The following is a 14072-nucleotide window of genomic DNA, read 5'->3' as shown; positions in this document are numbered from 1 at the left end:
ATTTTCTGCTTTCCACTTGCCTCACCTTTCACTAGAATGAAAGGGAACGAACTAAAAGGAGGAAATGTGATGCCATACGTAACGGTTAAAATGCTCCCAGGTCGCACGGTCGAACAAAAACGTGCGTTGATTGAAAAGGTGACAGACGCCGTCTCCGAGACGACGAACGCCCCGAAAGAAAACATCACCGTCTTCATCGAAGAGATGGACGCGACGCACTACGGCCAAGCCGGCGTCATGCACGCAGATAAGAAGTAAACACAGCGACCGCCCTTCCATCTCGGAGGGCGGTCGTTTTTCAATCTTCCAGATTCACTTCAAACCGCTCGCTCGGGACGGTCGGTTTAATGAGGTGACGCGTCGCTCGCCAAATATGATAGCCGATCCGGTCGAGCCAGAGGAGCGCCTGGACTTTTTGAATCGTCTGGTCCATCTCGAGCTGATTCGCCGCCGTCTCCTCGAGCAGTTCGGCCCGATGCGCTTTTCGATATTCAGCGAGCTGTTTCGAGGCCGTCTTCCACTGCCGCGACTCTTCCGGGGGCGTGTGATGGTTAAGCGTCTCGACCATGTCGAGTTCATGCAAGACGAGCTGACGCGCGACCAGGAAGTCCGTATCGCGGAGCGCGTCGACCGGGTCGACTTCACGCATGACGAACAGCCACCGCTCCAAGTGGTCGATTGTATGGAGCAGCGACAGATGTTGGCCGTAGTCGTTGCGTCCTCGCCCTTCTTCCAATTGAATCGTGCTCAAAAAGACACGGACGTCGCCGAGCGTCTTCTCGACGAGTTGAAGCTCGTCGTCGCGTTTACGTGCCTCGTTCAGCAACAGTTGCGTCTCTTTGGCCAAATAGCGCTCAATCTCAATCAACGAGCGCCGGGCCGCCTCGAGCGCGACCGTCGGGATGCGGGCCATATTCGGGTCGAGGAACCGGGTCAGCTTTTCCGCCCGGCTCGGGATCCACTTGAGCAACTGACGACTGAACGCCTGATGGAACGGCAGGAACGTGAACACCCCGAGCAAATGGAACGAGGTGTGGAACAAGGCGAGCCGCAACAGTTCGTTCCAATTGAGGCGATCGGCCACACCGTTCACGACACCGAACAAGAGCGGGAACGTCAGCCAGCCGATGAGTAAAATCGAGCCGTGGACGAGCACGTGCGCCAAGACGATGCGGCGGGCCGACTTCCAGCCTCCAATCGACCCGATGGCGACGACGAGACTCGTCCCGGCGCTTTGTCCAAGCACGAGCAGACAGGCTTGGGCGAGCGTCACCGTATCGGTCGCGAGCGCCGTCATCGTCAAGACGAGACCAATGCTCGAGGACTGTAATAGGACGGTCATCAGTAATCCTGTCCCAAGCAGTGCGAGTTGATGCAACGGTGTGTCCGCTTCCCAACCGGCGAATGAGAACGTGACGACGTCGCGCATCGCCTCTTGAAGTGTCCCGATGCCAACGAAAATCAGACCGAGTCCGACCATGAGCATACCGATGCGCTTGACGCGCCGTCCGATCAAACGTAGCGCCATACCGACCCCGATGAGCGGGAGCAACAGTTCGCGAATATCCACGTTATAACCTAAGAGCGCTACAATCCATCCGGTCGTCGCGCTGCCCGCGTTCGCTCCGATGACGAGTGTGAGCGCTTGGGTGAACGTCAACAGACCGGCGCTGACGAAACTGATCGTCATGAGCGTCGTCACGGTCGATGACTGGAAGAGTGTCGTCATTGTGGCTCCGAGAAACGCACCTGACACCGGTCCCTCTGCCAATAGGTTCAAGCGTTGCCGGAGCCTTTCCCCGGCCATGTTTTTCAACGTATCCGTCAACAGCATCATCCCGAGCAAGAAGATCCCGACCCCGCCGACCAATGTGCCAACTCCCATGGTGTCACTTCCTTTTCAACGATTCACTCTCCCCGTAACGTTGACAACATCCATGTTTTTTCTGACGCGTAATCTTTCAAATTGAGGAGCACGTCCTCAGGATAATAGATTTTCTCGTCTGACTGGCGCGAGTTCAAAATCGATTGGACGAGCATCGATACTTCTGAGATTTCGCGACGGTCGCCGTCGTTCATTTGCAGGTAGATGCCTTCGTATTTGCCATGCCCTTTATACAAGTCGTACGGCAGTTGACTGAGCTGGTCCTCGAGTAAGTAGTAGCGGGTCGGCAACCCGATTGACTCCATCGTCGAACGCAAGCGGTCCATGTAGCGGACGCGGTTCGCTTCCGGGAAATTCTTATACTTCAACAGGCGGCGGTTGACGAACCGGCTCGCGAGATCGGCCAAAATCGGGTCCACCTCGTCCATCCATTCTTGGAAATAGAAATAGACGATCGTCTCATCGAGCTTCAAGTAATGCTCGAGCGTCATGTCCTCATGATTGAAAATCGGCAAGAAATGCTTCGGCGTCATCTCGAAGGCGTAGCCCGACTCGTACAGCTCTTGCGCCCGCTCGAGCACGGCTTTGAGCAACAGGTCGCTCGACCGCGTCGCCGGGTGCAAATAGACTTGCCAATACATTTGATAGCGCCGCATGATATAGTCCTCAATCGTATGCATGCCCGACTGTTTGACGACGACTTGGTCCTCATCGGGACGCAACACCCGAAGCATGCGCTCAAGGTCGAACTTGCCGTAACTGACACCGGCGAAATGGGCGTCACGGAGCAGATAGTCCATCCGATCGACGTCGAGCTGCGAACTGAGGATGTTGACGAGCAGTCGGTTCGGGTGTGTCTTATTGATGATGGCCGCCACTTCTTCCGGGAAGCCGACCCCCATCTCGGACAGCACTTTGTTCACTTCCGTGTCCCCGAGGATGATGCGTTCGGTCCACACCTCGTGACGGACGGCGAAGACGTGCTCGAACGCGTGCGAGAACGGACCATGTCCGACATCGTGCAGCAGCGCCGCCGCGAGCAACAACTCCCGGTTGCGGTCATCCCACTCCGGATACTCATGGAACTGATCGATTAGCTGTCGGGCGATTTCGTAGACGCCGAGCGAATGATGGAAACGCGTATGCTCGGCCCCGTGGAACGTCAAAAACGACGTCCCGAGCTGCTTGATGCGACGTAACCGTTGAAACTCTTTCGTATTGATCAATTCCCAGACGAGATGATCATAGACGTATATATATCGATGAACCGGATCTTTGAACACTTTCGATCCTGACAATTGACCTCGTGACGTATACATGACGTTGCCCCCTACGTTTCATTAATGATTGGATTCGACTTCTAGCGCGTGGTTCCTCCCATGTTATAATGGGAAGGAAATTATTTATTGAAAAGGAATTATGTATATGACCCATCCATTATTACGACAACCGACCTACCGTGTCATTGACCAGTCTTCGCTCGGTCCGGCGTTCCAAGCCGAGCAATCGTTCGCGACGGACGATACGCTCTGTGCCTCGACCGCGACGTCAGGTGCCGTCCTGCGGGCCTGGGTTCATCTAAACACGGTCGTGCTCGGGATTCAAGACGCCCGTCTGCCCCACTTGGCAGATGGCATCCGTTTGCTTCATGAACACGGCTTCCGTCCTGTCGTCCGCAATTCAGGAGGACTGGCCGTCGTCTTAGACGCGGACGTGTTGAACTTATCTTTGATTTTACCCGAGAAAGACGGGATTCAAATCGATAGCGGCTACGAGGCGATGACGTCACTCATCCAACTCATGTTCCAAGATGTGACGAACGAGATCGTGCCTGGCGAAATCGTCGGCTCATACTGCCCGGGCAGCTTCGATTTGTCGATTGACGGCAAGAAGTTCGCCGGTATTTCACAGCGCCGCGTCCGTGGCGGCGTCGCCGTCCAGATTTACTTGAGCGTCCGCAAGAGCGGAAGTGAACGGGCCGCGCTCATCCGTGACTTTTATGCGCAAGCCATCCAAGGTGAAGCGACGCGCTTTACCTATCCGGCCATCGTCCCTGAGACGATGGCGTCACTCGAGGATTTGCTTGGAATCCCGCTCACTGTCGATGACGTGTTGCGTCGCGCCTACACCGTCCTCGGTGGCATGAGCCGGCTCATACCTGGCACGCTCGATGAGAACGAACAAACGACGCTCGCGACCCAGCTCGACCGGATGTGGAAACGCAACGAACCGATTCGCGACATTGAACAACAATTAGCAGAGGAGTGACCGCATGTTTAAAATCATAACCGATACCGGAGCCGATTTGACCCAAGACCAAGTTATCGAGTACGGCCTCGAGGTATTGCCACTCGGCGTCATCATCGACAACGAGGAATTTTTAGACGGAGAAACGATTCAACCGAAAGACGTGTACGACGCGATGCGGAACGGCAAGACACCGAAGACGTTCCAAATCGAGGCGGCCCGACTTGAGCATTGTTTCCGCCAACATCTCGAATCAGAAATCCCGTTCCTGTATCTCGCTTTCTCGGGCGAGCTCTCGGGTACATACCAGACGGCCGTCATGGTCGGCAACCTACTTAAAGAAGAATACCCGAACAGCACGTTCCATATTCTCGATACGCGTGCCGCGTCCGTCGGCCAAGGGCTGTTCGTCAAGACGGTCGCCGAGTATGGCCAAGACCATACGTATGAAGAGACGGTCGCCTACGCGACGTCGCTCGTCGGCAAAATCCGGCATTTGTTCACGGTCGAATCGCTCGAGTATTTGATGCGCGGCGGCCGTGTCTCGAAAGCGAGCGCGTTCATCGGGGATTTGTTGACAATTTTACCGCTTTTGACAGTCGAAGACGGCAAACTCGTCCCAATCGAGAAGGTGCGCGGTCACAAGAAAGTGTTACGCCGCATCGTCGAGTGGATGACCGAGTCGAAACCGCTCGTCGAGGGTGGGCATATCTTCATCGGTCACGGGGACGACCCGGTCAAAGCCGATCAGTTCGAGGCGTTGTTACGGGAACATGTGAACCCGGCGAGCGTCACGAAGACGATCGTCGGTTCGGCCATCGGGGCGCACACAGGCCCAGGCCTTCTCGTCGTCGGCTATTTCGAGGCGTGACAATCAAACGAAAAACCGCGAGCACCCTCATGGGGCGCTCGCGGTTTTAGTTTACTTGTTCCAGTTACGGAATCCGTCACCAAACTCGAGGTGCAAGTCATCTCCGAACACGCCGTTCTCGAACGTCGGTACGTCGACCGGGAGTTTGCCCGTCGGTTTCACTTCACCAAAGATGGCGCGAATGCCGGCCGGGAGGTTCGGTCCTGCCGATTTGGCATTGCCCGCCTCTGAATCCGGTCCGTTCGGGTCACCTTTGAAGCCGTAGATGATGAGCTGGGCCGGTGCGTCCGGCTGAACCGCCACATCGTACGGGTTACGCAGGCTGAGCAAGACTGACTTCTTGCCCGTCTCGTTGGCGTAACGGAACACTTCGGCCGGCACGTAGTTGTCAGCCGACGTCGATTTCAGCTTGGCGCTGTTGTTCACGTTCGAGCCGACGATGATATAGTCGGCCGCGTCGAGTTTTTCTTTCAATGCCGGGTTTTGATCCAAGTGCTTCGTCGATGCCGTATAGTTCGCAGCGATGACGTTCACGTCTTTCATGTTACCGGCGTTCTTCTCGAGCGACTTGATCGTCTTGATCATGCTGTCCGTCTGGTCTTTCGCCGGTGACAAGACGAGGACCGTCTCACCTTTTTTCGGTTTGAACGGGAGCGTCTTGTCGTCATTTTTCACGAGCGTGACCGCCGCCTCGGCGATTTCACGTTCTTTCGCTTTATGTTCGGCACTGCCGACGACCGCATTCGCCTCGGCGAGTTTCGCCTCGAGCGTCGTCGTGTCGACCGACTCTTGCCAAATACCGCGTTCCGCTTTGAGCGTCAAAATCCGCTCGACCGCTGCATCAATCTTCTCTTCTGACAGGCGTCCATCCTCGACGGCCGCCATGACGTCTTCAAAGATCGTCTCGAGCTTCACGACGTCCGCGTTCGACCGTAAAATCGTCGGCATGAGCGCGATATCCACGCCCGCATCGAACGTCTTGATGACCGCTTCGGCTTCCGTGAAGTTATCGGCAATCGCCTGCATGTTCAAGGCGTCCGTGATGACAATCCCGTCATAGCCCATGTCTTCCCGTAACACGCCCGTGATGACGTCGTCCGAGAGCGTCGCTGGGAGCGGGAATGTGCCGCGCGGTGAGTTGACGACCTCATCCTCGATTTGTGGCATCCCAATGTGTGCCGTCATGATCATGTCGATGCCTTCGGTGATGGCTCGTTTGAACGGTAACAACTCGAGACCGCGCAAGTCTTCGAGCGATTTGTCGACGATCGGAAGTCCGTAATGCGAGTCGACCGCCGTGTCACCATGACCTGGGAAATGCTTCGCCGTCGCGGCGACGCCCTGGTCTTGAATCCCTTGTGTCATCGCCGAGCCGAGCTCGCCGACGAGTTCTGGGTGGCTCGAGAACGAGCGTACGCCGATGACCGGGTTGGCCGGGTTGTTGTTGACGTCTAGCACCGGACCGAAGTTGACGTTCACCCCGAGAGCGTTCAACTCCGAACCGATAATATTCCCCGCGTCGTATGCGTACTGGCTGCTCCGTGTCGCCCCGAGCGCCATGTTACCCGGCAAGTTCGTGCCCGTCCCGAGACGTGTCACGATTCCACCCTCTTGGTCGATCGTGATGAAGAGCGGTACGTCGTTGCTTTCGTCTTGTTTGACGACTTCTTGGAGGTCGTGGACGAGTTTCGTCGTCTGTTCGGTCTCGGTCACGTTTTCCGCGAACAAGATGACACCCCCGAGGTCAAACCGATCGACGACGCGCGCCACATCTGTCGCGAGTGCCGTATGGTTCGCCCCGTTCCATAATCGGAAGTCTGGCATGATCATTTGACCGAGCTTTTGTTCAAGCGTCATCGACGCGAGCTTGGCGTCCACACGCTGCTCAATCGACGTTGCTGGCGTCTCCTCCGCTACGACCGCAGTCGCCATCGGGACCGATGAGACGAGTAGCGCTGTCGTTAGCCCCAGTGTCGCCGTCCAGTTCAATGCTTTGTTCATGTTCCCCACTCCTTTTTTGAAAGTTTCCCCGACCCCCAAACAAAAAGGCATGGAGGAAGAAGCGTTGCCTCACCAACGCTCGTTCACCCCATGCCTGATCGTATCAGTTACATATGGTCCTTATTCAGGTGGTCAACGTCAGTATAGCAATTCAAAAAATGGGAAACAACACTTCACATGAAAGCGTAACCATTTTGAAATATATGTTCTGTTTTGACACACATCCAAGCTGTATTGGCAAAGCCAATAATTTCGCTGGTTCGAATTCTTCCTCATCTTTGGTAAACTCTTTTTGTTAGGGGTTAACTTTCAAAAAGGGGGAAATCATCTTGGCACGAGGGGAACTGAAACGAAAGCCGGAATGGTTAAAGATTAAACTGAACACGAACGAGACATACACCGGTCTCAAAAAGATGATGCGCGAGAAAAATCTACATACCGTCTGTGAAGAGGCGAAATGTCCGAACATCCATGAATGCTGGGCCGTCCGCCGCACCGCGACGTTCATGATTCTTGGGAGCATTTGCACCCGCGCCTGCCGCTTCTGCGCGGTCACGACGGGCAAGCCGAACGAACTAGACTGGGAAGAACCGAAACGCGTTGCCGAGTCGGTCCGCCTCATGAACCTGAAGCACGTCGTCATCACGGCCGTCGCCCGCGACGACTTGAACGACTACGGAGCGACGGTATTCGCCGAGACGGTCCGCGCTGTCCGCGGTATGAACCCGGAGACGTCAATCGAAGTGCTCCCGTCGGATATGATGGGTGACTTCTCGGCGCTCCAGACGCTCATCGATGCCGGACCGGACATCATGAACCATAACTTGGAGACGGTCCGCCGCTTGACACCTAGAGTCCGCGCCAAAGCGACGTACGACCGGACGCTCGAATTTTTAAAACGATCGAAAGAGCTAAACCCGGATATCCCGACGAAGTCGTCCATCATGGTCGGACTCGGCGAGACGAAGGAAGAGTTGATTCAAGCGATGGACGACCTCCGGGCCCATCATGTCGACATCCTCACGCTCGGCCAATACTTGCAGCCGACGAAGAAGCACCTCGACGTCGAACGCTATTACCATCCGGATGAGTTCGCCGAGCTGAAAGAGATTGCATTGGCGAAAGGATTCTCCCATTGCGAGGCCGGACCGCTCGTGCGTTCCTCGTATCACGCGGACGAACAAGTCCACAAGGCGCGTCGTCACACGATGTTGCCAATCGACTAAGAGAAAGAAGAGACGTTTATGATTGGAACGACATGGCATTTGCTTCATACCGCCCCGCTGTCCCCGGCCGAGAATATGGCTATCGACGAGGCCATCGCCGGCTGGGTCGCGCGTGGTGACGTAAAACCGACACTTCGCTTTTATGCCTGGGCCCCGCACGCCATCAGCGTCGGACGCTTCCAACGGGCGACGCGCGACCTCGATCGGGACGCACTCACGTTGAACGGCATCCCGGTCGTCCGTCGTTTGACCGGCGGGCGGGCCGTCTTGCACGCGGACGAGCTGACGTATAGCGTCATTCTCCCTGAGACGATGCCGTCTTTGCCGACGAACGTCATCGAGAGCTATCGCCTCCTGACCGAAGGGGTGCGCCGTGGCTACCACGCGCTCGGCGTCCCTGCCGAGTTCTCGGTGCCGCTGACCGAGGCCGACCGTGAGGCGCTCCGAAAACCGAAATCGGCCGTCTGTTTTGACGCCGCTTCGTACTATGAGCTCGCGGTCGACGGGAAGAAAATCGCCGGGAGCGCCCAAGTGCGCCACCAAGGTGCCGTCCTACAGCACGGGTCGATTCCGTTATCGATTGACGATGACGTCTTGTTCGACTGCTTCAATCTCGAGGCCGATGCGAAGGCGGAGGCGAAAGCCCGCTTTGGTGACAAGGCCGTCTCCTTGAACGAGACGCTCGGTCGACCGGTCGCCTTCGACGAGGTCGCGGCGGCGTTCACGGACGGGTTCCGTGACGCGTTCGACTTGACGTTCGAACCGCTGACGTTCACCGAGGCGCAGCAACAAGAGATTCAGGAGCTCGTCGCCAAATATGAGAGTGACGAGTGGGTCTGGAAACGCTAAATTCAAACAACACCCGATCGAAGAGAGGATCCCCTCACTTCAATCGGGTGTTTTCGTTATTGTTGCGTATAAATCGAGACCGAACCTCCGTTGACGAAGAACTGGCCCCAGCCGTCAGCATTGATTGTGACGAGACGGGCGTTGTTGTTCGTCATGTCCTTCCATACCTCGCCGGCGTTCTGTTTGCCGACGTACATCCACTTCGAGCCGCCCGGACCGTCCGATAGAATCGTCGCGAGACCCGATTTGGCACGATCGGTCACACCTTCACGTGTCCAGCCGATGACGTCCTGATGATCGAGGTAGTCATGCTGCGTCCCGTAGGCGAAGTCTTTTCGTGCCTTCAAAATCGGTTGGAGCGTGCCCGACATGTTCGGGATTTCGCGGTTCGTCGTCCCTTTCGTGCCGTAATAGTCTCCATAGAAGAGGGCCGGATAACCTTGACCGCGCGTCATGATCGTCGCGTAGGCGAGCGGTTTGAACCAGTTGGCGACCGTCGACTCGAGCGACTGGCCCGGCTGTGAGTCGTGGTTATCGACAATCGTCACGGACAGCGACGGATGCTGTTCGGTGACGGTGCCTTTCAAGATGTTGCGCATATCGTAATACCCGCCGCCGTTACCGGCAGCTTGGAAGTTGTAATGGAGCGGCACATCGAAGACGGAGTGTGTGTAGCCCGTCTTATACAGATAGTCGTTGATGGCACCGAGGTCGTTCTTCCAATACTCGGCGACCGTGAACATCTCTTTCCCGGTCGTCTGGCGCACGCTCGTCACCCACTCCTTCAAGTACGAGTGGCTGATATGTTTGACCGCATCCAACCGGAAACCGTCGAGCCCGAGTGAGTCGGCGTACCATTTGCCCCAGTTCTTCATCTCTTGGCGGACCTCGGGATGCTCGAAATCGACGTCGGCATACATAAGATAATCATAGTTGCCGTTCTCGTTCGACACGTCCGTGTCCCACGCCTTGCCCGTGCTCTTGAACTTATAGATGCGGCTCAAGCTGCGTGACTGATCCCAATCGGTGCCGTCAAAATGGTACCAGCGCCATTTGAACGGCGAGTATGTATTGTTGCGCCCCGTGAAGTTGAACCCGGTCCAGGCCGAGATGCCATACTCGCCGGACGTCTCTTGGTTCCGGTTCGACGGATTGACCTCGATTGCCTGAACGGATTCGGTATAGTCGGCCCCGCCCTTATGATTCATGACGACGTCGCCGTACACGCCGATCCCTTTACCGCGCAAGTTCGAGATGGCGGTCTGGAGCTGCGCTTTCGTCCCGTACTTCGTCCGGGTCGTCCCTTTTTGATTGAACTCGCCGAGATCGTATAAATCGTACGCCCCATACCCGACATCGTTCTGTGACGTGCCTTTGTACGCCGGCGGAATCCACACCGTCGTCACCCCGATGTCTTTCAAGTGCTGTGAATCGTTCGATAGTCGGTTCCAATGCAGTCCGTCGTTCGGCACGTACCATTCAAAGTACTGCATCATCGTACCGTTTTGCGGCGTCGCCGCCTGTGCGACCGGTTGCCCGGCGAGCAGTGCAATCGCGGTGACACCTGCCGTCATCGCTAACCCTTTCCGTCTTTTACCCATGCCTGTTCCTCCTCTTCAAAATGAATGCAAGCGCTTTCATTAATTATCATGCCCGATTCTATTTTGGTTGAATAGAGGATTTCCATAAAACAGTTCTCTGCGCCTAACTATTTTTTTCTTGAATAGTTCAGTCGACCAAAGCAAAACGGATGGCTTGTGCCATCCGCCTAGTCATTCATTCCGTTCCAAACGTTTTCGCTTCACGAGGAAACCGAGATACGGGAGTCCTGTGAAGACGAGCCCGATGACGACAAGCGTCTGTAGCACCAAAATGATGGCTTCCGCCGTCTGCGGCCAATCCAATTGGAGCATGAACACGAATCCGAGGAATAACAGCAAGCAGATGAGCGCACCCCGCCCCATCGTCCGCTCGACTTGCCCATATTTCTCTTGGGTCGTCTGGCGATCCGTATAAAGAGGCGTCGCGTCCGGACTGCCTTTGAACACATGAATCTCATCGCCGGTCGACGTGACATGTTCCCATCCGCTCGCGGCGAACAGTTCGAAGTAATCCTCGTCCGGTTGTTTGCGATAATCGAGACTATAGCGCACGTCCATCGGTTCCCCTTCGACGAGCGTATAGCCGAGTGGAGCGAACTTCTCTAAATGCCAGCCACGAGCTGCCATCTCCCCTAGCTTTTTCATTTCCCGTTCTTCGGCGAACGCCAATCCCCAACTCGACATATATTTGCGTTTCATCGGTGTCCCTCCCCGTCTAAAATGAAGCGTGCATCGTCAACGATCGCTTGCCGCCGTTTCAAGTCTTCCGCCACGAGGGCACGGCCTTGGCCCGTAATCACATAGCGTTTCTGCTTGCCGTCCCCGTCAATCGGATCAATCAGTTGCGCGTTCACGAGCTTCTTGATGATGGTGTACATCGACGCAGGACCGATCTTGATTCGTCCGTTCGTCAACTCCTCGACGAACTGCATAATCAAATAGCCGTGACGCGCCTCGGTCAAGGCGAGCAGGATATAGAGCATGCTGTCGGTCAATTCTCCGAGCTCGATTGTGTCGTTACGTGGCATCCCGCCACCTCCTATATCATTCATTGATATATCTTACTCTAAATATATATCGTTTAATGATATATGTCAATAAATGATATAAAAAAGCCGCAGACAGTTCGTCTGCGACCTTGTTAACTAGTGACGTAATCTAAATCGTGCAAGATATACGCCAAGAAGAACAACATGCTCGGGTTCTCGTAGCGCATCTGCACTTTACGAAGTTGTTCCCGATACGTGACCTCGTACTCAGCCCCGTTCATCTTCCGCTCCATGTTCATCTTGATGAGCGCATCGAGTTTGTCCATCATATCGACGAGCATCCCTTCATACGTGTCATCTTTCGAATCGGCCATATAGCGACGGAACGCCGGCTGCATATAGTCCGGGAGGAGCGACAAGAGCGCCTCGCTCTCGGCTCGTTCGTATGCCTCGAACGCCGCACCGGTCTCGGCGGTCGAATGTTTCACCGGGCCGAGCACGTCCCCGGTCACCCCTTCGACGAGGTCGTGACAGAGAAGGCGGGCCGTCAATTCGGCGACATCGACGTCGACGTCATATTTCTCGCGCTCCAACAAGCCGCTGAACAGCCCGAGCGCGGCCGCCCTGAATCCATGGATGGCGTCGTTATCGTCGATTGTATTGAAACGGCCTTTCCACCGTCTTACACTGTCCATCCGCATGACGTTCTCGATGAACGTCGCCACGTCGGTCTCGGCCTCGACTTGTTCATAGAGCCAGCGGACTGATTCGAGCGGATGATCGCGCAGGGCTGCTTTCATCTCTTCAAGCTTCGCGACGAAATGGGGCGAGCCGTGTCCGACTTCCCGGCGGACGAACAGCATCGCGTCGAACGAATCGATTCCATCGACGAGCCGTCCTTCGAATGAGTTGTCCTCCGCCTCGACGAGGAAACGATAAAAATGCGGCCGGAGCGACTGCGACAACAACTCGACGAGTCCGAGACTCGCCGTCCGCTCCATCCGTTCGATATGTTCTTTGAGCGTCGGTTCTTTTTTCGTCCGGTGCATGATTGGACCGGTCTGCACTTCGTTCATATCATGGAACAGCGCCTTGCCGAGCACGTCGAGCAAGTTGACGTCCCGTCCTTTGTTCTCTTCGTAATATGCCGCGATTAAGCTGAAGACAGCGACGCGGAAACTGTGGCTTGCCGCATTGTCATGATAATGCGGTGCATACTCGTCCCATCGTTGCACGTTCTGCATGCGTGTCATCTTGCGGATAAACGTTCCGTTATACATCAAATTCCTCCTTGGTTCAGTCGCTCCCACGAGTCATCGTGACAGACGATGTAAAGCATATCGCTCGCCTGAAGCGGTGTATCGAGCACCGTCGCGTAATCGAGACGGTCGTTGACGGCGATTAACGTGACGCCTTGATGCAACAAGCTTTCCGCAGCGTCCTGGATGGTCGTCCATTCCGGTTTCGGTGCGAGCGCCTGGATGTTGCCGCCTGACTGTTTACTAAGCAGCTGACGGAAAATCGATGTCGTCCCCGGCTGCAGCGTCGCTTTCGCCATGAGGAGTGACACCGAGTCGTTCGCGAGAATAAAGTCGTCGATTCGGACGTGTTTGAATTTCGAGATGTTCCGTTCTTCGCACACCTCGACGACCGTATGCAAATCGACGCCGCGTTCAGACGAGAGCGCTTCGACCGCTGACGCGATGAGCAATGATTTCCCGTCGGCGAGGAGTGTCTCCGTGATGCGGGCATCCGCGAAGATGGCGACCCGGCGCGCCTTTAAAATATTGGCCTGCAAGAGTACGGCCTCATCCGACGCGTCACCGTGGACGAAGTGGACGTTGTCGTGGTCGTACGGTTCTTCCTTCACCTGATCGATTAAGACGATCTCAGCCTTTGGCTCATAGACGAGCACTTCATCAATTGCCTTTTTCGTCTTCGGCGACCAGCCGATATAGACGTAATGCCCTTCTCCTCGATACACTAACTTCCCCTCCCGTTTTAACCGTTGAAACGTCGCACCGACTTCAACGAGTTTTCCAATCAACGCCCCGATAATCCCGATCCCGAACAGGAACAAGAAAATCCCGAGCCAACGTCCCGCGACCGATGTCGGGAAAAAGTCACCGTATCCGACGGTCGTGAGCGTCGTCATCGTCCACCAGAATGAGTCGAACATCGACGGGAACGTCTCCGGCTCGAGCACAAACCCGAGGACGGTACCCGTCAAGATGATGACGAGCGATGCCAGGACGACGTTCAAAAACGATAATTTCGATAACCCGCGCCAGACACGAAAAAAGATATGCACAGAAAAACCCCTCCTTTTCCTATATACTAGAGACAACTTACTTGATTTACGAAACCACCTTACGTTCGGTTCCGTATAGAAAGAAAAAAGAA

Annotated in this window: 13 protein-coding genes; 5 read left to right on the top strand and 8 right to left on the bottom strand. The window is 55.5% G+C overall.

Annotated features, from left to right (window positions below):
• Window positions 1-69: 69 nt before the first annotated feature.
• Entirely contained in the window at window positions 70-258 is a 189-nt protein-coding gene (locus tag M467_RS20655) for a 2-hydroxymuconate tautomerase (RefSeq protein ID WP_012727443.1), read from the top strand.
• A 40-nt stretch (window positions 259-298) separates the two neighbouring features.
• Here the strand turns inward: M467_RS20655 and M467_RS20650 are convergent, their stop codons facing one another.
• Together M467_RS20650 and M467_RS20645 are read right to left on the bottom strand one after the other, a co-directional pair.
• On the bottom strand, window positions 299-1885 hold the full coding sequence (locus tag M467_RS20650) for a Na/Pi cotransporter family protein (protein ID WP_021066054.1): 1587 nt from the start codon (window positions 1883-1885) through the stop codon (window positions 299-301).
• 23 nt (window positions 1886-1908) lie between these two features.
• Window positions 1909-3204 carry an HD domain-containing protein gene (locus M467_RS20645; RefSeq protein ID WP_021066053.1) on the bottom strand — a complete coding sequence of 432 codons (1296 nt, stop codon included), beginning with the start codon at window positions 3202-3204 and terminating at the stop codon, window positions 1909-1911.
• A gap of 100 nt (window positions 3205-3304) precedes the next feature.
• Between M467_RS20645 and M467_RS20640 the strand changes: the two genes are divergently transcribed.
• Together M467_RS20640 and M467_RS20635 are read left to right on the top strand one after the other, a co-directional pair.
• Window positions 3305-4153: a lipoate--protein ligase family protein gene (locus M467_RS20640; protein ID WP_031199988.1), complete on the top strand. Its 849-nt coding sequence runs from the start codon at window positions 3305-3307 to the stop codon at window positions 4151-4153.
• A 4-nt stretch (window positions 4154-4157) separates the two neighbouring features.
• The gene (locus M467_RS20635; protein ID WP_021066051.1) at window positions 4158-5003 is read left to right on the top strand and encodes a DegV family protein; all 846 of its coding nucleotides are present in this window, start codon (window positions 4158-4160) and stop codon (window positions 5001-5003) included.
• 51 nt (window positions 5004-5054) lie between these two features.
• Here M467_RS20635 and M467_RS20630 read toward each other — a convergent pair whose 3' ends face one another.
• Window positions 5055-7004 (bottom strand): glycoside hydrolase family 3 protein, encoded by a 1950-nt coding sequence (locus M467_RS20630; protein WP_021066050.1) that lies wholly within the window; start codon window positions 7002-7004, stop codon window positions 5055-5057.
• A gap of 326 nt (window positions 7005-7330) precedes the next feature.
• Here M467_RS20630 and lipA point away from each other — a divergent pair, with 326 nt between their 5' ends.
• Window positions 7331-8230: a lipoyl synthase gene (lipA, locus tag M467_RS20625; RefSeq protein ID WP_338041854.1), complete on the top strand. Its 900-nt coding sequence runs from the start codon at window positions 7331-7333 to the stop codon at window positions 8228-8230.
• 18 nt (window positions 8231-8248) lie between these two features.
• A complete protein-coding gene (locus M467_RS20620) occupies window positions 8249-9079 on the top strand; it encodes a lipoate--protein ligase family protein (RefSeq protein ID WP_021066048.1) in 831 nt (276 codons plus the stop codon).
• Window positions 9080-9135: 56 nt separating this feature from the next.
• Here the strand turns inward: M467_RS20620 and amyS are convergent, their stop codons facing one another.
• From amyS to M467_RS20595, 5 genes are all read right to left on the bottom strand, one after another.
• Window positions 9136-10653 (bottom strand): alpha-amylase, encoded by a 1518-nt coding sequence (amyS, locus tag M467_RS20615; protein WP_235045174.1) that lies wholly within the window; start codon window positions 10651-10653, stop codon window positions 9136-9138.
• A 198-nt stretch (window positions 10654-10851) separates the two neighbouring features.
• A complete protein-coding gene (locus M467_RS20610; RefSeq protein WP_021066046.1) occupies window positions 10852-11379 on the bottom strand; it encodes a DUF2812 domain-containing protein in 528 nt (175 codons plus the stop codon).
• Window positions 11376-11708: a PadR family transcriptional regulator gene (locus tag M467_RS20605; protein WP_021066045.1), complete on the bottom strand. Its 333-nt coding sequence runs from the start codon at window positions 11706-11708 to the stop codon at window positions 11376-11378. The genes M467_RS20610 and M467_RS20605 overlap by 4 nt, the downstream gene beginning before the upstream one ends.
• A 113-nt stretch (window positions 11709-11821) precedes the next feature.
• Window positions 11822-12949, bottom strand: a complete 1128-nt coding sequence (locus M467_RS20600; RefSeq protein ID WP_021066044.1) for a YfbR-like 5'-deoxynucleotidase — start codon at window positions 12947-12949, stop codon at window positions 11822-11824.
• Window positions 12949-13980, bottom strand: coding sequence for an ion channel (locus M467_RS20595; RefSeq protein ID WP_021066043.1), 1032 nt, complete (start codon window positions 13978-13980; stop codon window positions 12949-12951). The genes M467_RS20600 and M467_RS20595 overlap by 1 nt, the downstream gene beginning before the upstream one ends.
• Between the last annotated feature and the right edge of the window lie 92 nt (window positions 13981-14072).

It is taken from the genome of Exiguobacterium chiriqhucha RW-2, from assembly GCF_000416965.1.
Taxonomy (GTDB): Bacteria; Bacillota; Bacilli; order Exiguobacteriales; family Exiguobacteriaceae; genus Exiguobacterium; species Exiguobacterium chiriqhucha.
The sequence above is the reverse complement of the archived record's forward strand: the minus strand, read 5'-3'. Positions and strand labels throughout refer to the sequence as shown.